Here is a 23,136-nt window from a genome sequence, read left to right as displayed (position 1 = left end):
GCGGGTGTCACGGCCTTCTGCGGACGGCGCCGGCGAGGATCCAGCCCTCCACCGCCTCGTACTGGCGGCGCTGTTCCTCCGCCCGGGCGCGGCCGGAGGCCACCGTGCCGAGCCAGCCGCAGAGGAAGCCCACGGGGATGGAGAGCAGGCCGGTGGTGGTGAAGGGGAACCAGTTGAAGTCGGCGTCGGGGAAGGCGGCGACGGGCGAGCCGGAGACCAGGTTGGTGCCCGGCATCAGCACCAGGACGCAGAGGGTCCCGCCGATGAGCGTCGCGAGCAGGCCCGTACGGGTGTAGCGGCGCCAGAAGAGGCTGTAGACGAGGGCGGGCGCGATGGCGGAGGCGCCCAGGCAGAAGGACAGCGTGATCAGCGGGTGCAGGCTGTGGTGCTGCACCAGGGTGGCCAGCAGGATCGCGGGGACGCCGACGGCCACGGCGGACAGCCGCGCCAGCAGCATCTCGCGGCGCGGTGACATCGCGCGGACGCGGGCCGCGAAGACGTCGTGGGCCAGGGAGTTGGCGCAGGCGAGGATCATCCCGGCGACGGAGGCGAGGACGGTGAGGAAGATCGCCGTGGTGACCGTGGTGAACAGGACGGTCTCCGCGGTGGACACCTCCGCGCCGAACACGGCGCGTGAGCCGAGCAGGTAGGCGGTGTTCCCGCGCGGGTCCGCCTCAGCGATCGCGGCCCGCCCGAGCAGGGCGGTCGCGCCGAAGCCGACGACGGTGATGACCAGCACGAACAGCGCCACGCCCGACACCGCCCAGGACATCGAGCGGCGCACCTGGGGGGCGCTGGAGGCGGTGTACATGCGCATGGTGACGTGGGGCAGGCAGGCACCGCCGAGGACCACCGTGAGGTGGGAGCTGATCATGTCGATGCCGGGGCTCGCGCCGCCGGCGAACTGCAGTCCGGAGGTGAGGAAGGCGTCGCCGGTTCCGCTGTTCGCGGCGGCCGCGTCGAAGAGGGCGCCCGGGTCCCAGCCGAAGCGGCGCAGGATCAGGGCGGCGACCACGAGGCCGGAGCCGAGCAGCAGCACGATCTTCAGGATCTGGATGAGGGCGGTGCCCTTCATGCCGCCGATGGCCGCGTAGCTGATCATCAGCGCGCCCACGCCGACGATGCAGCCGGTCTGCAGGGACTCCCCGGAGAACCCCAGGATGAACCCCATGAGCTGTCCGGTGCCGGCGAGTTGCACCAGCATCAGCGGCAGCAGCGCGGCGAGGGTGACGACGCTGGCGGTGACGCGGACCGCGCGACCGCCCGGCATGCGGCGGGCCAGCGCGTCGCCCATGGTGAACCGGCCCGCGTTGCGCAGGGGTTCGGCCAGCAGGAACATCAGCAGCATCAGGGACAGGGCGGTGCTCAGGGCGAGCACGATCCCGTCGTGGCCGAACAGCGCGATGACACCGCCGGTGCCCAGGACGGTCGCCGCGGAGATGTAGTCCCCGGCGATGGCCAGGCCGTTGCGCAGGGGGGAGAGGGAGCCGTAGCCGGTGTAGAACTCGTCGAGGTCGTCCCGGTCGGGGCCGGTCATCACGCACAGCAGCAGGGTGATCGTGGCGACGGCGGAGAAGCCCACCAGGGACATGGTCTGCGCGGACTCCCCGAACCGCGGGCTCATCGCGTCGCCTCCCGCCGTGCGTCGACGGCCGCCTGGCGGCGGATCAGGTCGGCGAGCGGGTCGACGCGGCGCCGCGCGGTCCCCTCGTACAGGGCGACGGCCAGCCAGGTGACGGGGACCTGGAGCAGGGCGAGCAGGAGGCCGGTGGGGACGCCGTCGGTGACGGTGCCGGTCATGAAGGACGGCGCGAACGCCGACAGCACGAGGAAGAGGACGAAGTAGCCGAGCGCGGTGAGGGTGGCGGTGCGGCGCTGCCACCGGTAGGCGCCGCGCAGCCGGCGCAGGTCGCTGTGGTGTCCCAGCGGGGCGTGCCGGGGCGCCCGGTGCGGTCCGGGCGGGGGCGGGACGGGCGGCTGCCAGGGGTAGGTGCGATGGGCGGGGGAGACGTGGCGAGGGCCGGCGTACGGGGAGCCGGGGGAGGGGTGCGGGTCGTACGGGCGTCGGGGTGGTGGGGTACGGGAGGGGTCGGCGGGCATCCCGTGCTCCTTGCGCGGTTCGGGTCCGGGTGGGGACCGCAGGGAGGGGGGTGGGGAGCGGAGCCCGCACGTTACTCGTGCGTAGCGGCCTGCGCGACGGTTTGGCCGAACTGGCCGGCCGGTATGCGCTTACGTCGGCGGCACGGGCCCTGAGCTGGGGTGTTACCCGGATTAACTCAGACTTTTGCGCCGTTCGCGGGGTTCCCGGGCCACCCCGGGGCCGGGGTCCGCTTGACCCTGACGCGACGGCAGGGGGAAGCCTGGGCGCGTCGGCGGGAGGACGCCCGGCGCGCCGGCGAGGAGGAGTCCGGGCGCACCGGAGGGAGGAGGCGACCCCGAGACGGACTCCGCCCCACGGGTGAGAGCCCCTAGGGGCACCTCCGTACTACGGCTCGGGGAGGGGTCGTACCGCCGGAGGACGCAGCGGGGCCGGCTCTGTCCTTAACCTGGCTTTACGCCGCCGGGGGGTGGCGGAGCACAGCACCGGGGGTGGGGTTTTCCTCAGGGAAAGACTGCGCTGAACACCAGCGCGCCGGACCCCTCCCGGCCGCGAGACTCAAGCACGCACCGAGCACCACACACCGAGCAGCACGCACAGGTGGCCGCCGAGGACGAGGGCGGTCCGCCGGGGCACCGCTCTGCCGTGACGACTGACATAGGAGACATACCGTGACAACGGCTGTGACCATTCCCAGGCACGGGGGTACTGGAGGGACTACGGCCGTTGCCGCGCGGGCGCGGCAGGTCGTGAAGGCGTACGGGTCGGGGGAGACCCGCGTCGTCGCCCTCGACCACGTCGACGTGGACATCGCCCGCGGGCAGTTCACCGCGATCATGGGCCCCTCGGGGTCCGGCAAGTCCACGCTGATGCACTGCCTCGCCGGGCTCGACACCGTGACGAGCGGTCAGATCTACCTGGACGACACCGAGATCACCGGCCTGAAGGACAAGAAGCTCACCCGGCTGCGCCGCGACCGGATCGGCTTCATCTTCCAGGCGTTCAACCTGCTGCCGACGCTCAACGCGCTCGAGAACATCACGCTGCCCATGGACATCGCCGGTCGCAGGCCCGACCAGGCGTGGCTGGACCGGGTGGTGGAGACCGTCGGCCTCGCCGGGCGGCTGAAGCACCGGCCGACGCAGCTCTCCGGCGGGCAGCAGCAGCGGGTCGCCGTGGCGCGGGCCCTGGCCGCCCGGCCGGAGATCATCTTCGGCGACGAGCCGACCGGCAACCTCGACTCCCGCGCCGGTGCCGAGGTGCTGGGCTTCCTGCGCCGCTCGGTCGACGAGCTGGGCCAGACCATCGTGATGGTCACCCACGACCCCGTCGCCGCCTCCTACGCGGACCGGGTGCTGTACCTCGCCGACGGCCGCATCGTCGACGAGATGCTCCAGCCCACCGCCGAGCAGGTCCTGGACCGCATGAAGGACTTCGACGCCCGGGGGCGCACGTCATGACCGTCCTCAAGACCTCGATGCGCAACTTCCTCGCGCACAAGGGACGCATGGCGCTGTCCGCGGTGGCGGTGCTGCTGTCGGTGGCGTTCGTCTGCGGGACGCTGGTGTTCACGGACACCATGGGCACCACCTTCGACAAGCTCTTCGCGGCGACCTCCTCGGACGTCACCGTCAGCGCCAAGGACGCCTCCGACGGCGGCGAGACGACCTCCGGCAACGGCAAGCCGCCGGTGGTACCGGCGGCCGTGGTCGACGAGGTGCGCGCGGCGGAGGGCGTGAAGTCCGCCGAGGGCACGGTGTTCTCCACCTCCGTGACCGTCGTCGACGGCGACAAGGACAGCCTCTCGCCCACCAGCGGCGGCCCGACCATCGTCGGCAGTTGGAACCGCAACGACGCCCGCACCATGGAGATCACCGACGGTGCGGCGCCCAAGGGCGCGGACCAGATCATGGTCGACGCCGACACCGCCGACAAGCACGACCTGGCGCTCGGCGACGAGATCGGCGTGATCAGCGCCCTCGGCACGCACACCGCGAAGATCTCCGGCATCGCCGACTTCACCGTCACCAACCCCGGCGCCGCGATCTTCTTCCTGGACACGCGGACCGCCCAGCGGACCCTGGTCGGCGAGAGCGGCGTCTACACCAACGTCAACGTCACCGCCGCGGCCGGCGTCAGCGACGACCAGCTGAAGCGCAACGTCCTGACCGCGCTCGGCACCGACTACAAGGTCCAGACCGCCAAGGAGAGCGCGGACGCCAACAAGGAGAGCGTCGGCGACTTCATGGGCGTCCTGAAGTACGCGATGCTCGGCTTCGCCGGGATCGCCTTCCTCGTCGGCATCTTCCTGATCATCAACACCTTCTCCATGCTGGTCGCCCAGCGCACCCGGGAGATCGGCCTGATGCGGGCCATCGGCTCCTCCCGCAAGCAGGTCAACCGGTCCGTGCTGATCGAGGCGCTGCTGCTCGGCGTCGTCGGATCGGTCCTCGGCGTCGGCGCGGGCATCGGCCTCGCGATCGGCCTGATGAAGCTCATGGGTCTCATGGGCATGGAGCTGTCCACCGGTGACCTCACGATCGCCTGGACGACCCCCGCGCTCGGCCTGCTCCTCGGCGTGGTCGTCACCGTCCTCGCCGCCTACCTGCCCGCCCGGCGGGCCGGGAAGATCTCCCCGATGGCCGCGCTGCGCGACGCCGGCACCCCGGCCGACGCCAAGGCCGGCCGCATCCGGAGCCTGATCGGTCTGGTCCTCACCGGCGCCGGCGGCTACGCCCTCTACCTGGCGGGCAGCGCGGACAAGGCCACCGAGGGCTCGCTCTGGCTGGGCCTGGGCGTGGTGCTGTCCCTCATCGGCTTCGTCGTCGTCGGACCCGTGCTCGCGAGCGGCGTGGTCCGGGTCCTCGGCGCGGTCCTGCTGCGAGCCTTCGGCCCCGTGGGCCGCATGGCCGAACGCAACGCCCTGCGCAACCCGCGCCGCACCGGTGCCACCGGAGCCGCGCTGATGATCGGGCTCGCGCTGGTGGCGTGCCTGTCCGTGGTCGGCTCCTCCATGGTCGCCTCGGCCGGCGAGGAACTCGACAAGGCGGTCGGCACGGACTTCATCATCCAGAACGACCAGGGGCAGCTGGTCACCCCGGAGGCCGTCGAGGCCGTGCGGTCGACACCGGGCGTGGACCGGGTCACCGAGTACAAGTGGACCCAGGCCGACTTCACCACGCCCGACGGGAAGACCAGCGACGACACCGCGATCACCGCCGCCGACCCGACGTACGCCACCGACCTGCGGGTCGAGACCGTCGCCGGCCAGCTCGAGGACGCCTACCTGCCCGGCTCGATGTCCGTCCACGAGGACTTCGCCAAGGACCACGACGTCACCCTCGGCTCGAAGATCCAGGTCGCCTTCAAGGACGGCACGGCCGGCTCCCTGACGGTCCGCGCCATCACCAGCAGCGAGGGCGTGGTCGACGCGGGCGCGATGTACACGTCCATCGACACCCTCGCCAGGTACGTCCCGGCGGACAGGATGCCGCTGGACCAGCTGGTCTTCGTCTCGGCCGAGGACGGGCACAAGGACGCCGCGTACGCGGCGCTCAAGAAGTCGCTGGACGGCTTCCCGCAGTACCAGGTGCGCGACCAGACCGACTACAAGGAGGCCTTGCAGGACCAGATCGGCCAGCTGCTGAACATGGTCTACGGCCTGCTCGCCCTGGCGATCGTCGTCGCGGTCCTCGGCGTGGTGAACACCCTGGCCCTGTCGGTGGTGGAGCGCACCCGGGAGATCGGCCTGATGCGGGCCATCGGCCTCTCGCGCCGCCAGCTGCGCCGCATGATCCGCATGGAGTCCGTCGTGATCGCCCTCTTCGGTGCCCTGCTCGGTCTCGGACTGGGCCTGGGCTGGGGCGCCACCGCGCAGCAGCTGCTCGCCCTGGAGGGCCTGAAGGTCCTCGACGTCCCGTGGCCCACGATCGCCGGCGTGTTCGTCGGGTCGGCCTTCGTCGGCCTGTTCGCCGCGCTGGTCCCGGCCTTCCGGGCCGGCCGGATGAACGTCCTCAACGCCATCGCCACCGAATAGGAGCCCCGGCCGCCGGACACGGCGGTCACCCGGCCACCGCACACGGGGGTTGCGGGGAGACCGGCGCCGGAAAGTCCGCCTCAGGACTTTCCGGCGCCGGTGCGCGCGCCCCGACCCGGGTACTCGTGGTTGTCCACAGCCCCCGGCGGCCGTGGGCGGGGCGACGTACCCTGGACACCCCCGGCCCGCGGCGCGCGTCGGGCCCGTCGTGTTGCACACCCCCGGAAGGGAATTCCGCCCCGCATGAGCCTGCACGGTCTGCTCGACGCCGTCGTCAAGGACACCGCCCTCGCGGAAGCGGTCACGGCCGCCACCGACGGCAACCGCACGCACGTCGACCTGGTCGGCCCGCCCGCGGCCCGTCCCTTCGCGGTCGCCGCCCTGGCGCGGGACACCGGCCGCCCCGTGCTGGCCGTGACGGCGACCGGGCGCGAGGCGGAGGACCTGGCGGCCGCCCTGCGCTCGCTGCTGCCGCCCGAGGGCGTCGTGGAGTACCCGTCGTGGGAGACGCTCCCGCACGAGCGGCTCAGCCCCCGCAGTGACACCGTCGGCCGCCGCCTCGCCGTGCTGCGGCGCCTGGCCCACCCGCGACCCGACGACCCCGAGACCGGCCCGGTCTCCGTCGTCGTCGCACCCGTGCGCTCCGTGCTCCAGCCGCAGGTCAAGGGCCTGGGCGACCTGGAGCCCGTCTCGCTGCGCAGCGGGCAGAGCGCCGATCTGAACGAGGTCGTCGAAGCCCTCGCCGCCGCCGCGTACGCGCGCGTGGAGCTGGTCGAGAAGCGCGGCGAGTTCGCCGTGCGCGGCGGCATCCTCGACGTGTTCCCGCCCACCGAGGAGCACCCCCTTCGGGTGGAGTTCTGGGGCGACGACGTCGAGGAGATCCGCTATTTCAAGGTCGCCGACCAGCGCTCCCTGGAGGTCGCCGAGCACGGCCTGTGGGCCCCGCCCTGCCGCGAGCTGCTGCTGACGCCCCAGGTCCGGGAGCGGGCCGCCGCCCTCGCCGAGGACCACCCCGAGCTGGGCGAACTGCTCGGCAAGATCGCCGAGGGCATCGCCGTGGAGGGCATGGAGTCCCTCGCCCCGGTCCTCGTCGACGACATGGAACTGCTGCTGGACGTGCTGCCCAAGGGCGCCATGGCCGTGGTGTGCGACCCGGAGCGGGTGCGCACGCGCGCCTCCGACCTGGTCGCCACCTCGCAGGAGTTCCTCCAGGCGTCCTGGGCGGCCACCGCCGGCGGGGGCGAGGCGCCCATCGACGTCGGCGCGGCCTCCCTGCGGGCCCTCGCCGACGTCCGGGACCGGGCCCGCGAGCTGGACATGATGTGGTGGACGGTGTCGCCGTTCGCCGCCGACGAGGAGCTCGACGGCGACACCCTCAAGCTCGGCATGCACGCCCCCGAGACCTACCGCGGCGACACCGCGCGGGCGCTCGCCGACACCAAGGGCTGGCTCGCCGACGGCTGGCGCGCGGTCTACGTCACCGAGGGGCAGGGGCCGGCGTCCCGCACCGTCGAGGTGCTCGGCGGCGAGGGCATCGCCGCCCGCCTGGACGGCGACCTGGGCGAGCTCACCCCGTCCGTCGTGCACGTCTCCTGCGGCTGCATCGACCACGGCTTCGTCGACCCGGTGCTCAAGCTCGCCGTGCTCACCGAGACCGACCTCACCGGGCAGAAGGCGTCCGGCCGTGAGGGCGCCCGGATGCCCGCCCGGCGCCGCAAGACCATCGACCCGCTCACCCTGGAGGCGGGCGACCACATCGTCCACGAGCAGCACGGCGTGGGCCGCTACATCGAGATGGTGCAGCGCACCGTGCAGGGCGCCACCCGCGAGTACCTGGTCGTGGAGTACGCCCCTGCCAAGCGTGGCCAGCCCGGCGACCGGCTGTACATCCCCACCGACCAGCTGGAGCAGATCACCAAGTACGTCGGCGGCGAGGCGCCCACCCTGCACCGGCTCGGCGGCGCCGACTGGACCAAGACCAAGGCGCGCGCCAAGAAGGCCGTCAAGGAGATCGCCGCCGACCTGATCAAGCTGTACAGCGCCCGCATGGCCGCCCCCGGGCACGCCTTCGGCGGCGACACGCCCTGGCAGCGCGAGCTGGAGGACGCCTTCCCGTACGCGGAGACGCCCGACCAGCTCACCACGATCGCCGAGGTCAAGGAGGACATGGAGAAGTCGGTCCCGATGGACCGGCTGATCTGCGGCGACGTCGGCTACGGCAAGACGGAGATCGCGGTGCGGGCCGCGTTCAAGGCCGTCCAGGACGGCAAGCAGGTCGCCGTGCTCGTCCCCACCACGCTGCTGGTGCAGCAGCACTTCGGCACGTTCAGCGAGCGGTACGCGCAGTTCCCGGTGACCGTGAAGGCGCTCTCCCGCTTCCAGACCGACACCGAGGCCAAGGCGGTCCTGGAGGGCCTGCGGGAAGGCTCGGTGGACGTCGTCATCGGCACCCACCGGCTGTTCTCCTCCGAGACCAAGTTCAAGGACCTGGGCCTGGTCGTCGTCGACGAGGAGCAGCGGTTCGGCGTCGAGCACAAGGAGCAGCTGAAGAAGCTGCGCGCCAACGTCGACGTGCTGACCATGTCCGCCACCCCCATCCCGCGCACCCTGGAGATGGCGGTCACCGGCATTCGCGAGATGTCGACGATCACCACCCCGCCGGAGGAGCGCCACCCGGTGCTCACCTTCGTCGGCCCCTACGAGCAGAAGCAGATCGGCGCCGCCATCCGCCGTGAGCTGCTGCGCGAGGGCCAGGTCTTCTACATCCACAACCGGGTCGAGTCCATCGACCGGGCGGCGGCGAGGCTGCGCGAGATCGTGCCCGAGGCGCGCATCGCGACCGCCCACGGACAGATGTCGGAGCAGGCGCTCGAGCAGGTCGTCGTCGACTTCTGGGAGAAGAAGTTCGACGTGCTGGTGTCGACGACGATCGTCGAGTCCGGCATCGACATCTCCAACGCCAACACCCTCATCGTGGAGCGCGGCGACAACTTCGGCCTCAGCCAGCTGCACCAGCTGCGCGGCCGGGTCGGCCGCGGCCGTGAGCGCGGGTACGCGTACTTCCTGTACCCGCCGGAGAAGCCGCTGACGGAGACCGCCCACGAGCGGCTGGCGACCATCGCCCAGCACACCGAGATGGGCGCCGGCATGTACGTGGCGATGAAGGACCTGGAGATCCGCGGCGCGGGCAACCTGCTCGGCGGCGAGCAGTCCGGTCACATCGCGGGCGTCGGCTTCGACCTGTACGTCCGCATGGTCGGCGAGGCCGTCGCGGACTACCGGCGCCAGCTGGAGACCGGCGAGATCGAGGAGGAGCCGCCGCTCGAGGTGAAGATCGAGCTGCCGGTCGACGCGCACGTCCCGCACGACTACGCGCCCGGCGAGCGGCTGCGCCTCCAGGCGTACCGGGCCATCGCCTCCGCGAACTCCGAGGAGGACATCAAGGCCGTCCGCGAGGAGCTCGTCGACCGCTACGGCAAGCTGCCGGAGCCGGTGGAGAACCTGCTGCTGGTGGCGGGCCTGAGGATGCTCGCCCGGGCCTGCGCGGTGGGCGAGATCGTCCTGCAGGGCAACAACATCCGGTTCGCGCCGGTGGAGCTGCGCGAGTCGCAGGAGCTGCGGCTGAAGCGCCTGTACCCGGGCACGCTCGTCAAGGCCAACGCCCGCCAGGTGCTGGTGCCGCGTCCGAAGACCGCGAAGGTGGGCGGGAAGCCGCTCGTCGGACGGGACCTGCTGGGCTGGGTCGGAGAGTTCCTGACCTCGGTGCTGGGGTCCTGACCGCGCCGCTCGTCAGGGCGTCCTGACCTGCGGCCGTAGCGCGCACCGCCGGAGCACGCAGGGCCGTCCACGCCGCATCCGGCGGTCATGGACGGCCCTGACGGACGTGTGCACGTGGGGTCCGCTGTGGTGTGGGGGACGTGACCGAGCTCGGCGACGGCCGCCTCCACGGCCTGGACCGGTCGCTCGTTACGGTGAGGTCCCGTATCGAACGCTCCTGGCGGGGCAGGGTTACAGCGGAACAAGGGAGGGGCGCGGTGACGCGACACATGGGGTGGGGCAGCAGGGTGCGGCGTACGGGAGGGGCGGCGGCCGTCGCCGTGGTCCTCCTCGCGGGATGCGAGTCGATACCGGAGGTCGACGTCCCGGCCGCCGGCGGCAGCGGAGGGGCGGCCCCCGACGGACACGCCGTCAGCCCGCTGGACAACCCCGACGGCACCCGCCCCGGCCTCGCCCCCTTGACCGACGCGAAGGAGCGCGCCGCGGCCGCCGCCGTCATCGACAAGGTCGCCACCAAGGGACGCGGCCCGAAGACGGGGTACGACCGCGACGAGTACGGCTACGCGTGGATGGACACGGCCGACGGTGTGCCGCTGGCGCGGAACGGCTGCGACACCCGTAACGACATCCTCCAGAGGGACGGTCAGAAGGTCACCTTCCGCTCCGGGTCCGACTGCGTCGTCGTCTCCCTGACGCTGGTCGACCCCTACACCGGCAAGAGCATCGAGTGGCGCAAGCAGAAGGCCGCCGAGGTGCAGATCGACCATGTGATCCCGCTGTCCTACAGCTGGCAGATGGGCGCCTCCCGCTGGGCCGAGTCCAAGCGCGAGCAGCTGGCCAACGACCCGCTCAACCTGCTCCCGGTCGACGGCGGCGCCAACTCGGCCAAGCGGGACTCGGGACCGGCGTCCTGGCTGCCCCCGGCCAAGGGCATCCGCTGCGCCTACGCGGTCCGCTTCGCCCAGGTCGCCGACAAGTACGAACTGCCGGTCACCACGGCGGACAAGGCGGCCATGCGGGAGCAGTGCCGCGCCTGACCGACGCCTGACGGCGCCCGCCGCGGCGAGCGGCGCGGCGAGCCGACGGCCCGTCGGGAGGGCCGGTCAGCCCAGGGCGTCGAGGTCGATGATCTCGCCCGCGGGCTTCCGGGCCGGGACCGGCTTCCCGAAGCCGGTGAAGGTGACCGAGCCGGGGTCCGTGGCCGACGTGCTGACCAGCTTGAGCAGGTACGGCTCGCCGTCGGTGGCGACGTAGAAGGTGTAACGGTCCTTGCCGTCCTTCTCGGTGAGCGTGAGCGCCGGGGTGCCGTCGACGGTGGTGGCCTTGCCCCGGGTGGCGTCCGAGCTGCCGTCCCTGGCCTCGCCGAGCACCTCGTCCAGGTCGCAGAAGGCCGCGATGTCCTCCGCGTCCGCGCCGGTGGCCGACATCTTCGTCCACTTGCCGGCCATCATCTCCACCACCGCGTCGACGTCGGCCTGCGGCTCGCCCTCGCTCTGGGCGCGCAGGAACGCCTCGTCGTACTTGAGGTACAGCGTGTCGCCGGCCTTGATCAGTTCGGTCCGGCCCCGGTCGCCCATGCCCAGGGTGCCGGCGCAGTCGCCCTTCTTGTCCAGGGCCAGGTCGATGCGGAGGGTGCCGCCGCTCTCCTCGTCGGGGATCTCGCCCTTGAACCGCAGCGAGGAGGCGCCGGTGGTGGCGGCCACGGCGCGTTCGGTGATCTCGCCGCCGGTCAGACCGGCGAACGGCTCGTTCGCCTCGGTCTTCCTCGCCTCTTCCGACTGCCGGGGGCTGCCGGACGCCTTGTCCTTCCCGTCCTCCCCGGACTGGCAGCCGGTGAGCGCGGTGCCGGCCACGGCGACGAGGCAGAGGGTGGCGAGTGCGGTGCGACGCATGACGGATCTTCCTTCGGGGGTGGTGGTTGATCGGCCAACGGCCCGGGAACGGGCGGCGGCGGGTGCGGGCCGTGACGCGGCCGGGGTCAGAACTGGCCGTTGCCCAGGAGCTCGCCGTCGGCGTCGTAGACCGTGACGAGGCCGTTCTCGCTCTGCTTCCAGTCGGCGAAGGCGGAGGCGATGAGCTTGGCGGGGCCGGTGCCCTCGCCCATGATGCCGCCGGTGAAGTCGGTGTAGACGTCGGCGGTGTCGAAGATGTCGTTCCGGTCGTCGGCGCCCTGCACCTTGGTGACGTGGGCGACGGCCTCCTTCTCCTGGGCCGTCCCGTTCTCCTTCACGAACGCCTTGAACTGTTCGGCCTGGGAGGCCTTCTTCCCCGTCTCCTGGCCGGTGTCCGCCTTCGTGTCCGCCTTCGCGTCGGGCTTCGCGTCCGCGCCGGTGCCCGCCCCCGCGTCCTTCGCCCCGCCGGCCTGGCGGTCGGCGGAGGCGGAGGTGTCCTTGCCGGTGGAGCCTCCGTCGCCGTCCCCCGCGTTCGCCGAGACGGCGCCGATGACGACGATCCCCACGACGGCGCCCAGCGCGATCTTGGTCTTCATGCCCATGACTGTGTCCCCTCCCCAGGCAGCGCCGCCCCGTACGGCGGCCGCTTGTTTGCGGGGTCAATCACAGCAGAGAGTGTGAACCGAGTCAACCAAAGACCCTGTGAACGGTCCGTACACGCGCGTGAATCCGCCGCTGCGAGCTGATCGGTATGCTTCGACGCCACAGAGGCAGCGAGGGGAAGCGGGGCGGTGTGCCGGGCATGCAGGACAACGCGACAGAAGTGACCGCGGCCGGAATCGCCCGGCTGGCGGGCGTGGGCCGGGCCGCCGTCAGCAACTGGCGCCGCCGGCACGCCGACTTCCCCCGCCCGGTCGGCGGCACGGAGACCAGCCCCGCGTTCGCGCTCACCGAGGTCGAGGCCTGGTTGCGGCGGCACCGGAAGCTCGCCGAGGTCCCGCTGAAGGAGCGCGTCTGGCAGCAGCTCGTCGGTCATCCCGAGGGCCCGGTCACCGCGCTCATCCACGCGGGCTGCGCCCTTCTGCTGATCCACGACCGGCCGCCCGTCTGGCTCGACATCAGCTCCGGCACCGACGAGCGGCTCGCCGCGCTGCTGCCCGAGGCGCTGGACGAGGTGCTCACACCGCGGGCCCTCGGGTCGCCGTGCCCGGGGCAACCGGACGGTTCACGCGTGCACACCCGGGACGCTGTGAACACCCGGCCCTCCACCCCGGCCGCCACCCCCACCCCCACCGCCGCAGCCCCGGCGGCCCCCGGAGCCTCCACCCCGGCCGACGCCGCGGCCCCCGCCCCCGCCGAGCCCCGCGCCGCCCTCGAACTGCTCACCGCCTCCCGCCTGTTGCCCTCCGTCCCCCTGCTGCGCGGTGTCGCCGAACTGGCCGCCGGAACGGGCGCCCGGCACACCTTCGAGTTCCTGCTCGGCCGGCACCTCGACGCCAACCCGCGCCAGTACACGCTCACCCCGCCCGACCTCGCCGCGCTCATGGCCGCCCTCGCCGGCACGCCCGCGACCGTCCTGGACCCCGCCTGCGGCACCGGCGCCCTGCTCCGCGCCGTCGCCTCCCGCCCCGACCGGGTGCTGTACGCCCAGGACGGCGCCCGCGACCTCGCCGCCCTCACCGCCCTGCGGCTCGCCCTGCACACCCGCGCCCCCGTGCACGCCGCCGCCGGCGACACCCTGCGGGCCGACGCCCACCCGGGGCTGCGGGCCGACGCGGTGCTGTGCCACCCGCCGTTCAACGAGCGCAACTGGGGGCACGACGAACTCGCCTACGACCCGCGCTGGGAGTACGGCTTCCCCGCCCGCACCGAGTCCGAGCTGGCGTGGGTGCAGCACGCGCTCGCCCGGCTGCGGGAGGGCGGCACCGCCGTCCTGCTGATGCCGCCCGCCGCCGCGTCCCGCCGTTCCGGACGGCGGATCAGGTCCGACCTGCTGCGCCGGGGCGCGCTGCGTGCCGTCGTCGCCCTGCCGGCCGGCGCGGCGCCCCCGTACAGCGTCCCGCTGCATCTGTGGGTGCTGCGCCGCCCCGACCGGGCGCCCGCGCAGCCGGAGGTGCTGCTCGTCGACGCCGGACGGTTCACCGACGACGGGCGCGGCGGTCCCGACTGGCCCGGGGTGGGGGAGACGGTCCTCGACGCCTGGCAGGCCTTCGACGGCGCCGGACGGATCGACCAACGGCCCGGCCTGGCGCGTTCCGTGCCGGTCATCGAACTCCTCGACGACGACGTCGACCTCGCCCCCGCCCGCCACCTGCCGCCCCCGGCGGACACCGGCGGCGCGGGCCGCCTGGCCGGCGTACGGGAGCGGCTCGACGAGACGCTGCGGCTGACCTCCCGGCTGGCGCCGCCGCCCGCGGAGCCGGTGCCGCCCGCCGCGTCCGGGCGGCTGCCGCTGACCACCGTCGGCGAACTGGCGCGCGCGGGCGCGCTGGTGATGCGCACCGGCGGGCACGGCGGGCCCGCGCGGGTGCCCGTGCTCACCGACCACGACGTGCTGGCCGGGACGGCGCCCTCCGGGACGCTCCCGGAGAGCGAGGAGGAACCGGTGCTGACCGAGGCGGGCGACGTCGTCCTGCCCGTGCTCGGCGGAGGGGCCGTGGCCCGGGTGGTCGACGAGGCGACCGCCGGGGCCGTCCTCGGCCGCAACCTCGTGCTGCTGCGCCCCGATCCGGCCGCGCTCGACGCGTGGTTCCTCGCCGGGTTCCTGCGCGGCACCGCCAACCACCGCCGGGCCAGCAGCTACGCGTCCACCGCCACCCGGCTCGACGTCCGGCGCCTCCAGCTGCCCCGCCTCGCGCCGGACGAACAGCGCCGCTACGGCGCCCGGTTCCGCGACCTCGACGCGTTCGAGCGGGCGCTCAGGGAGGCCGGGCGGCTCGGCGAGCAGCTCGTGCGCGGGATGTACGACGGCCTGACGGACGGGACGATCGCCCCCGACTAAGCCGTTGCCTGCGGGCTGCGGTGCCGTTCACGGGGCATGCGCACGCGTGGAGGACGACGTCCTCGCCCGCCCCGACACGAGGAGCAGCCGCATCGTGGGAACCGCCGTCCACGTTCCGCAGACCCGGGACATGCTCGGAGACGAACTCTCCGGCGACGAAGCCCTCTCCGCCCTGCGGCGGTACGGGGGCCTCAGGCTGCTGGCCGACTCCTTCACCCGGTTCCGCTACGCGGACGGCTTCACCAACGCCCGGGCCCTCGCCTTCCAGGTCGTGCTCGGTCTGGTCCCCTTCACGGTCGTGCTCGTGGGTCTCGCCACGTCGGTGCACACGGAGAGCGTGGGCCGGGTCATCGAGCTGACCCTCGGCCGGATCGTGCCGGGCGCCAGCGCGGACGTCGTCGAGAAGGCCTTCGAGGGCACCCGGCGCAGCGCCGACAGCGACGTGTGGAGCACGGTCGCGCTCTGGCTGGGCCTAGGGTTCGCGGTGCTGAACCTCGCCTCGGCCATGGCGCAGATCGAGCGGGGCGCCAACCGCATCTACGGCATCGAGCGCGACCGCCCCTTCGTCCGCAAGTACGGCCGGGCCCTGGCGCTCGCGTTCACGGCCGGCCTGCCGATGGTCCTGGGGTTCCTGGTGCTCGTCGCGGGTGAGACGGTCGGCGACGCCGTGGCCCGCACCCTCGGCCACGGGACGGGCGGGTCCGCGTGGTGGGCCGTGCTGGACGTACCGGCCGGACTGCTGCTGGCCTGGGTCGCGTCGGCGGTGATCCTGCGCTGGTCGCCCCGCCGCGGCCAGCCCGGCTACACCTGGCTGGCCTTCGGCTCGGCGGTCCACCTGGTGCTGTGGATCTCGGCGACCTGGCTGCTCGCGCTGTACGTCGGACGGAGCGGGGCCTTCGGCGCCGTGTACGGTCCGCTCACGGCCTTCATCGCCCTGCTGCTGTGGGCCAACCTGACCGCCGTGGCGCTCTTCCTCGGCATCGCGTTCGCGGCCCAGTTGGAGGCGGCCCGGGCGGGCATCCGTACGCCGGTGGAACCGGACCCCGGACCGGGCGCCTGACCCAGGGGCCCGCCGCGGCGCCGCGCTCGTCGCACAGGTCACCGGAACCCGCCGGTCCGCCCGCGGGCGCCCTCCGCGCCCCGGCGCGCGCGGAGTTCGCGCCGGTCGTCGGCATGCTCCGGTACGACAACGGTTCGGTACATCCCGGGACCGGTTGTCGCCATCGGCCTATACGCTCGACTCTCCACCGGATTTCCCATCGGCTACACCCGTCCAGGAGCAGCATGTACGGCCACGGCGCGGCGCCGCCCACACCCAGTACGGGATCGGTCATCACGCAGCGTGTGCTGTACACGGCGGCCGGCGTCCTGTGCTGCGGTCTGCTGGCCTGCGTCCCGCTGTTCCGGGTCGCGGTGCTGCGCGGGCGGGTCTTCGACTGGATAGCCGCCTGGGCGAGCATCCCGCTGTCCATCGCCTGCCTGGCCGTGGTCGGCTCCCTGCCCGAGGAGGACTGGCGGACCGACGCCGCCCTGGCCGCCGTGATGATCCTGGGCGCCTGCGCCGGCGCCTACTACCTGACGGTGGACACCCGGCTGCCACGGCAGCGGAACCTCTACGCCGGCGCCGTGCCCCCGTCGCCGCACGCCACCACGATGCACGCCCCCGGCGTCCACAGCGCCTACGGCTTCCCGCAGCAGGCCACGCCGTACCCGCCCACCCCCGTGCCGCAGCCGCAGCCGCCGCACGCACCGCACCCGCCGCACGGCCCGGTGCCGCCCGTCCCCGCTCCCGTGCCCCCGCCGCAGGCGCAGCCGCCGCAGCGGCCCGCGCCCGCCCGGATCGACCAGGTGCGCGCCGAGCTCGACGAACTGAGCGACTACCTGCGCCGCCAGGACGGGCAGCGGGGCCCCGAGGGTGGCAGGTGAGCGTGACGACGGGACGTGTCGTCGCCGGCCGCTACGAACTGTCCACGCTCATCGGACAGGGCGGCATGGGACAGGTCTGGACGGCCTACGACAAGCGGCTCGACCGGCGCGTGGCGGTGAAGCTGCTGCGCCCGGACAAGGTGGCCGGCCAGGAGGCCGACGAACTGCGCCGCCGCTTCGTGCGCGAGTGCCGGGTGACCGCCCAGGTCGACCACCCCGGCCTGGTCACCGTGCACGACGCGGGCAGCGAGGGCGAGGAGTTGTTCCTCGTCATGCAGTACGTCGACGGCGCCGACCTCGGCGACCACCTCGCCGAGCACGACCCCTACCCGTGGCAGTGGGCGGTCGCGGTCGCCGCGCAGCTGTGCGCGGTGCTCAGCGCCGTGCACGCGGTGCCGATCGTCCACCGTGACCTCAAACCGCGCAACGTGATGGTGAAGCAGGACGGCACGGTCACCGTGCTCGACCTCGGTGTCGCCTCCGTGATGGACGCCGACACCACGCGCCTGACGCACACCGGCACCCCCATCGGCTCGCCGGCCTACATGGCGCCCGAGCAGGCGATGGGCGGCGCCGTCGGCCCGTACACCGACCTGTACGCGCTCGGTGTGCTGATGCACGAACTGCTCAGCGGGGACGTGCCGTTCGCCGGCTCGACCGCGCTCGGCGTGCTGCACCGGCACTTGTACGAGCCGCCGGTGCCGGTGCGCCGGCTCCGCCCCGAGGTGCCCGAGGCGCTGGAGGCCCTGGTGCTGCGGCTGCTCGCCAAGGACCCGCAGCACCGCCCGGACTCCGCGCAGGAGGTCTACGAGCACCTGGCGCTGCTGCTGCCCGCCCGGGGCACGCCCACCGGCGCCCCGCTCGACCCCACCCGGCCCTTCCTCCGCCCGCACGCCCCCTGGCCGGACCGGGCGCGGACCCCCGCGCCGCAGCCGGCGCCCGCCGCGCCGCCCGCGCCGGTCGCGGAGAAGGCCGACGTGGCCGCCGCCGTCGACGAGGTGAAGCGGCTGCTCGGCGAGGGCCGCATCACCCAGGCCGTCGACATCCTCGGCTCGATCCTGCCGGTCGCCGCCGACCAGCACGGCGAGCACTCCCCGGTGGTGCGCACCCTGCGCAAGCAGTACGCGGCCACACTCCTCGACGACGGCCAGTACCGGCGCGCCCTGCCCGAACTGCGGCGCCTCGCCGACGAACGCGCCGCCGAGGCCGGCCAGGCCGACCCGCAGTCGCTGCGCTACCGCTACGAGGCCGCCCAGTGCCTGGAACAGCTCGGCGAACCGGCCGCGGCCCTCGCCGAGTACCGGGCGCTGCTGGCGTACTACGAGAACCAGTACGTGGCCGCCGGCGACCCTCAGCTGGCCCACGACGTGCGGCGCCGCATCGGCCATCTGCTGCTGGCCCTCGGCGACCGGGCCGCCGCCCACGACACGCTGGTGCGGCTGTTGCACGACGTGGAGCGGGCCCAGGGGCCGGGGCATCCCCTCGCCGTGGAGATCCGCCGGACGCTGCAGTGGCTGGGACAGGTGCGCGGCTAGGGCCCGTCCGGCGTGGCCGGCCGACAGGGCCCGGGAGGGGACGGCGGGCGCGGCGGTGCCGTAAGTCGCCGTGAATCGTTGGTCGAATGGGTTGGCCAGAGCTTGGCCGATGCCTACCATCGATCACCGCAAGACTTTGTGCACCGCCGCACAAGCTCTCCTCAGGAGGTTTCCTTGCACCGCCGCCGTCGCACCGCGCTCCTCCTCACCGCCGCGATCGCCGCAGCGGCACCCCTGCTCACCGCCTGCGGCAACGACGCGCACCCCGGCGCGGCCGCCGTGGTCGGCGGGGAGCGGATCACCGTCTCGCAGCTGGAGAACCGCGTCGACGAGGTACGCGCCGCCCAGCGGGCCGCCGTACCGGACGAGGCGCAGTACCAGCAGGCCATCGCGCGCACCGGCGGCCTGACCCGCGACACCCTGCACAGCATGGTGCTGGACCGGGTGCTGGAGCGCGCCGCGCGGGACGCCGGGGTGACGGTGTCGGACCGCGAGGTGCAGCAGCTGCGGTCCGGCTTCGAGGAGCAGGCCGGCGGCGCGAAGGCGCTGGAGACGGCCTGGCTCCAGCAGTACGGCGTGCCGCCGCAGCGCCTCGACGAGAACCTGCGCCTGCAGGTGACCGCGCAGAAGCTCGCCCAGCGGCTCGGCACCGACACCAGCCGCCCCGAGTTCTGGAAGGCGCTCTCCGACGCGAGCGAGGAGCTCGACGTCGACCTCAACCCCCGCTACGGCGAGTGGGACGCGGAGAAGAGCAGCCGGGTGGACGCCAAGACACCGTGGATCAAGGACGTCACCGCGACGGACGGGCCGCCGCTGGCGCTGTGACGTGGGCTAGTTTCGAAGGGTGAACGCAACCAGCCCCGCACCCACCCCCGAGGCCGCCGTCGGCCGCGTCGTCCTGCTCACCACCAGCCACCGGGTCGCGCCCGGCCTGCTGTCCTGGCCCGCCTGGCAGGTCCTGCGCGCGGCCGACCGGGTGCTGTGCGCGGACGGCGCCCACCCGCAGCTGCCGTATCTGCGGGAGGCCGGGATAGCCGTGGAGGAGGCCGCGCCCACCGCCGAGGAGGTCGTCGACGCGTGCGCCGGCGGCCGGACCGTGGTGGTCGTGGCGACCGGCGAGGGCGAGCCCGCGCTGACCGACGGACTGGCGCGGCTGGCCGGCGGCGGCCGGGTGCGGATGCCCGAGCTGGAGCTGCTGCCCGCCTCCTACGACCTGCCGGGCGCCCGCCTCCTCGACCTGGTGCAGGTCATGGACCGCATCCGCGCGGAGTGCCCCTGGTCGTCGCGGCAGACCCACGAGGGCCTGGCGAAGTACGGCATCGAGGAGGCGTACGAGCTGGTCGAGGCCATCGAGCAGGGTGACCGCGAGGAGCTGCGGGAGGAACTGGGGGACGTGCTGCTCCAGGTCGTCTTCCACGCGCGGATCGCCGAGGAGCACCCGGACGAGCCGTTCTCCGTGGACGACGTGGCGGGCGGCATCGTCGCCAAGCTCATCCACCGGCATCCGCACGTGTTCGGTGAGGAGACGGCGCTGACGCCGGAGGACGTCAAGGCGCACTGGATGCGGACCAAGGCGGAGGAGAAGCGGAGGGAGTCCGTGACGGACGGCGTTCCGCTGGGGCAGCCGGCGCTCGCTCTCGCCACCAAGCTGGCGGGTCGGGTCCGCGGTGCGGACCTCTCCGTTCCCCTTCCCTCGGGAGAGGGGGTCGGGTACGAGCTGCTGGCGCTGGCGGCGCGGGCGGAGGCGGAGGGGGTGGACGCGGAGGCGGCGCTGCGGGCTGCCGCCCGTGTGTACCGGGACGCGATCCGCTCCGCGGAAAAGGTCACCGGCGCCTGACTCCCGCCCTCGGGGCTCCGCCCCCGACCCCCTCCGCGCAGTTCCCGCGCCCCTTTGGGTGCGCGGGGAACTGCGCGAGCAGCCCCCCACCGACCCGCACATGCCCCGTAGGGCGTGAGGTCTAGGGCCCGTCAGGGCCCTGAAGGGGCGCGGGGAACTGCGCGATCAGCCCCCACCCACCCGCACGTGCCCCGTAGGGCGACACCACCGGCCCGTTAGGGTCGCCCCATGCCTGACCAGTCACCCCCCTCACCCACCTCCGAGCTGTTCAGCTGGGAGTTCGCCGCCAACCCCTACCCCGCCTACGCCTGGCTCCGCGAACACGCCCCCGTACACAGGACGAAGCTCCCCAGCGGGGTGGACGCCTGGCTGGTCACGCGGTACGCCGACGCCCGCCGGACCCTCGCCGACAACCGTCTGTCGAAGAACCCCGCGCACCACGACGAAGGCGCCCACGCCAAGGGCAGGACCGGCATCCCCGGCGAGCGGCAGGCCGACCTGATGACGCACCTGCTGAACATCGACCCGCCGGACCACACCCGCCTGCGCCGACTGGTCAGCAAGGCGTTCACCCCTCGCCGCGTCGCGGAGTTCGCGCCCCGCGTGCAGGAGCTCACCGACGACCTCATCGACCGCTTCACCGCGAACGGCAGCGGCACCGCCGACCTCATCCACGACTTCGCCTTCCCGCTCCCCATCTACGCCATCTGCGACCTGCTCGGCGTCCCGCGCGAGGACCAGGACGACTTCCGGGACTGGGCGGGCATGATGATCCGTCACGGCGGGGGCCCGCGCGGCGGCGTCGCCCGGTCGGTCAAGAAGATGCGCGGCTACCTCGCCGAGCTGATCCACCGCAAGCGCGAGGCGCTGTCCGCCGAGCCCGCCCCCGGCGAGGACCTCATCTCCGGTCTGATCCGCGCCTCCGACCACGGTGAGCACCTCACCGAGAACGAGGCCGCGGCGATGGCGTTCATCCTGCTGTTCGCCGGATTCGAGACGACCGTGAACCTCATCGGCAACGGCACCTACGCCCTGCTCACCCATCCCGGGGAGCGGGAGCGCCTGCAACGGGCGCTGGCCGCCGGGGACCGCGGGCTGCTGGAGACCGGCGTGGAGGAACTGCTGCGCTACGACGGGCCGGTGGAGCTGGCCACCTGGCGGTTCGCGACCGAGCCGGTGGTCATCGGCGGGCAGCGCGTCGAGACCGGCGACCCGGTCCTCGTCGTCCTGGCCGCGGCCGACCGGGACCCGGAGCGGTTCGACGGCCCGGACACGCTGGACCTGGCCCGGCGCGACAACCAGCACCTGGGGTACGGGCACGGCATCCACTACTGCCTGGGCGCCCCGCTCGCGCGCCTGGAGGGCCAGACCGCGCTCGCCACCCTGCTGACCCGTCTGCCGGACCTGAGGCTCGCGGCGGACCCGGACGACCTGCGCTGGCGCGGCGGCCTCATCATGCGGGGACTGCGCACGCTTCCGGTGGAATTCTCCCCTCCGCCCACGGGGCAGGGGTGACCTTCCTGTCCGTGCCCGGGGGCCGGGGCACGGAAACATGACACACCCTCAACTCTGTGATCTCCATGTGATCTGCACGGCATGAACTTGTGACAAGTGATCGTCTGCCTATACGTTCACCCATCAAGTACGGCGCGCCGTACGGATGCGACTCACCGCGCGCCGGTTCTTGTTGTCGAGTGAAAGGTCTCCGCATGCTCTCCGGGAACGGCCGACACCGTCGCCCTCGCCAGGCTCCGGCTCTGCTCGTCGCGGCCGGAGTGACCGGCTCCGCCATCGCGATCCCGCTCCTCGGGGCAGGGGCCGCCAACGCGGCCGACGGTGAGACCTGGGACCGGGTGGCCGAGTGCGAGAGTGGCGGCTCCTGGAGCCAGAACACCGGCAACGGGTACTACGGCGGCCTGCAGTTGACCCAGGACGACTGGGAGAACAACGGCGGACTGGAGTACGCGCCCAGCGCCGACCAGGCCAGCCGTGGCCAGCAGATAGCCGTGGCGGAGAGAATCCTCGCCGGGCAGGGGGTCGGCAAGTGGCGGGCCTGCGGCCTGCTCACGGGTCTGAACCAGGACACGGCGTCCCCGAACGTCGACACGGGCGTGGCGGGCGACGCGGCCTCGGGCACCCCCCGGGACGCCGGTTCCAGCGATGCGTCCGGTTCGCCGGAAACCAGCGATTCATCCGCTTCTCCCTCTCCATCGGCCACGACCGGCACCTCGACCGGGAAGCGGGACGGCGCGGACGGCAGGACGTCTCCGTCCGCCTCCACCACCCCCCGCAGTGACGAGTCGGACAAGTCGGGGCAGACCAGCGGTTCTTCGGCCGTCACGGACGCCGAGGATGGCGGTCCGGGCCGTCATCGCGGCTCCACCGCCGAGGAGGGCGAGCGCACGGACGGTGCGCCCGCGTCGACCGGCCGGCACGCCGCGCCCTCCGTCGAGGTCACCCCCGAGGCGGGCGACGACCGTTACACCGTCGAGAACGGGGACAGCCTGACGTCCATCGCCGACTCCCTTGCGCTCACCGGTGGGTGGACCGCCCTCTACGCCGAGAACCAGCAGGTGATCGGAGAAGACCCGAACCTCATCCTGCCCGGTCAGCGGCTTCTGGTGAGCGACGGGGCGGACGCGGACCGCTGACAGGCGGACATGTGAAAAGCCCTCGACGGGGCGCCAGTTGGCGTCATGATTCGGGCTGAATGTCCGTAATAAAGACTGTGAGAGATAGGTCTCAGAAGCCCTGATCGTCTTTGAAATTCCGCGAGGCGCGTGCCTACGGTCGTGATCGCTCGCCACCGCGGGCCCCGGCTGCCGCCACGCCGAATCCTGCCAGTGGCAGCACGGGAACAGTCGTCGCGTCATGCGCCGTAGGCAGGAGCGGGGGACCCAGGTAAGTGCCGTGTCCGGGCAGTGATGCCGGAGGCGGCTTGGGGTGAAGCCGCGTTCCGTGAGGAACGCGGCCGGGCAACTCAACCGGCCCGAACCCGACAGCTCACCTCGCAGGCGTCGGTGAGGGGATCCAT

General features: G+C 73.1%; 16 protein-coding genes and 1 riboswitch. Of the genes, 12 read left to right on the top strand and 4 right to left on the bottom strand.

The genetic code is table 11. The features are described from left to right. Positions 1 to 7 precede the first annotated feature (7 nt). Complete coding sequence (locus tag F3L20_RS28825; RefSeq protein WP_150156783.1) at positions 8 to 1,624, bottom strand: cation acetate symporter; 1,617 nt, start codon at positions 1,622 to 1,624, stop codon at positions 8 to 10. After that, entirely contained in the window at positions 1,621 to 2,100 is a 480-nt protein-coding gene (locus tag F3L20_RS28820) for a DUF485 domain-containing protein (RefSeq protein ID WP_150156782.1), read from the bottom strand. Before F3L20_RS28820 ends, F3L20_RS28825 begins: the two co-directional genes overlap by 4 nt. Positions 2,101 to 2,769: 669 nt before the next feature. On the opposite strand from F3L20_RS28820, the gene F3L20_RS28815 reads away from it, so the two are divergent. From F3L20_RS28815 to F3L20_RS28800, 4 genes are all read left to right on the top strand, one after another. Then, complete coding sequence (locus tag F3L20_RS28815; RefSeq protein WP_150156781.1) at positions 2,770 to 3,558, top strand: ABC transporter ATP-binding protein; 789 nt, start codon at positions 2,770 to 2,772, stop codon at positions 3,556 to 3,558. Beyond that, positions 3,555 to 6,134 (top strand): ABC transporter permease, encoded by a 2,580-nt coding sequence (locus F3L20_RS28810; RefSeq protein WP_150156780.1) that lies wholly within the window; start codon positions 3,555 to 3,557, stop codon positions 6,132 to 6,134. The genes F3L20_RS28815 and F3L20_RS28810 overlap by 4 nt, the downstream gene beginning before the upstream one ends. A gap of 243 nt (positions 6,135 to 6,377) precedes the next feature. Then, positions 6,378 to 9,911, top strand: coding sequence for a transcription-repair coupling factor (gene mfd / locus F3L20_RS28805; protein ID WP_150156779.1), 3,534 nt, complete (start codon positions 6,378 to 6,380; stop codon positions 9,909 to 9,911). Positions 9,912 to 10,168: 257 nt separating this feature from the next. Then, positions 10,169 to 10,948: an HNH endonuclease family protein gene (locus tag F3L20_RS28800; RefSeq protein WP_431193181.1), complete on the top strand. Its 780-nt coding sequence runs from the start codon at positions 10,169 to 10,171 to the stop codon at positions 10,946 to 10,948. Positions 10,949 to 11,014: 66 nt separating this feature from the next. On the opposite strand, the gene F3L20_RS28795 is transcribed toward F3L20_RS28800, so the two are convergent. Both F3L20_RS28795 and F3L20_RS28790 read right to left on the bottom strand, forming a co-directional pair. Beyond that, positions 11,015 to 11,803: a hypothetical protein gene (locus F3L20_RS28795; RefSeq protein ID WP_150156778.1), complete on the bottom strand. Its 789-nt coding sequence runs from the start codon at positions 11,801 to 11,803 to the stop codon at positions 11,015 to 11,017. Between the two features lie 86 nt (positions 11,804 to 11,889). Continuing rightward, a complete protein-coding gene (locus tag F3L20_RS28790) occupies positions 11,890 to 12,405 on the bottom strand; it encodes a hypothetical protein (protein ID WP_150156777.1) in 516 nt (171 codons plus the stop codon). 200 nt (positions 12,406 to 12,605) lie between these two features. On the opposite strand from F3L20_RS28790, the gene F3L20_RS28785 reads away from it, so the two are divergent. From F3L20_RS28785 to F3L20_RS28750, 8 genes are all read left to right on the top strand, one after another. After that, positions 12,606 to 14,804: an N-6 DNA methylase gene (locus F3L20_RS28785; RefSeq protein WP_150156776.1), complete on the top strand. Its 2,199-nt coding sequence runs from the start codon at positions 12,606 to 12,608 to the stop codon at positions 14,802 to 14,804. A 94-nt stretch (positions 14,805 to 14,898) separates the two neighbouring features. Beyond that, positions 14,899 to 15,864 (top strand): YihY/virulence factor BrkB family protein, encoded by a 966-nt coding sequence (locus F3L20_RS28780; protein ID WP_150157533.1) that lies wholly within the window; start codon positions 14,899 to 14,901, stop codon positions 15,862 to 15,864. Positions 15,865 to 16,088: 224 nt separating this feature from the next. After that, positions 16,089 to 16,730, top strand: coding sequence for a hypothetical protein (locus F3L20_RS28775; protein WP_150156775.1), 642 nt, complete (start codon positions 16,089 to 16,091; stop codon positions 16,728 to 16,730). A gap of 38 nt (positions 16,731 to 16,768) precedes the next feature. Next, positions 16,769 to 18,265 carry a serine/threonine-protein kinase gene (locus tag F3L20_RS28770; RefSeq protein ID WP_276615872.1) on the top strand — a complete coding sequence of 499 codons (1,497 nt, stop codon included), beginning with the start codon at positions 16,769 to 16,771 and terminating at the stop codon, positions 18,263 to 18,265. A 174-nt stretch (positions 18,266 to 18,439) separates the two neighbouring features. After that, a complete protein-coding gene (locus F3L20_RS28765; RefSeq protein ID WP_150156773.1) occupies positions 18,440 to 19,090 on the top strand; it encodes a SurA N-terminal domain-containing protein in 651 nt (216 codons plus the stop codon). Positions 19,091 to 19,109: 19 nt separating this feature from the next. Further along, complete coding sequence (locus F3L20_RS28760; protein ID WP_150156772.1) at positions 19,110 to 20,102, top strand: nucleoside triphosphate pyrophosphohydrolase; 993 nt, start codon at positions 19,110 to 19,112, stop codon at positions 20,100 to 20,102. A gap of 228 nt (positions 20,103 to 20,330) precedes the next feature. Next, the gene (locus F3L20_RS28755) at positions 20,331 to 21,617 is read left to right on the top strand and encodes a cytochrome P450 family protein (protein ID WP_150156771.1); all 1,287 of its coding nucleotides are present in this window, start codon (positions 20,331 to 20,333) and stop codon (positions 21,615 to 21,617) included. A gap of 194 nt (positions 21,618 to 21,811) precedes the next feature. Further along, positions 21,812 to 22,753 carry a transglycosylase family protein gene (locus tag F3L20_RS28750; protein ID WP_150156770.1) on the top strand — a complete coding sequence of 314 codons (942 nt, stop codon included), beginning with the start codon at positions 21,812 to 21,814 and terminating at the stop codon, positions 22,751 to 22,753. Positions 22,754 to 22,966: 213 nt separating this feature from the next. Then, positions 22,967 to 23,134: riboswitch (cyclic di-AMP (ydaO/yuaA leader) on the top strand. Positions 23,135 to 23,136 lie beyond the last annotated feature (2 nt).

Origin of the sequence: Streptomyces tendae (assembly GCF_008632955.1) — a bacterium.
Taxonomy (GTDB): domain Bacteria; phylum Actinomycetota; class Actinomycetes; order Streptomycetales; family Streptomycetaceae; genus Streptomyces.
The sequence above is the reverse complement of the archived record's forward strand: the minus strand, read 5'-3'. Positions and strand labels throughout refer to the sequence as shown.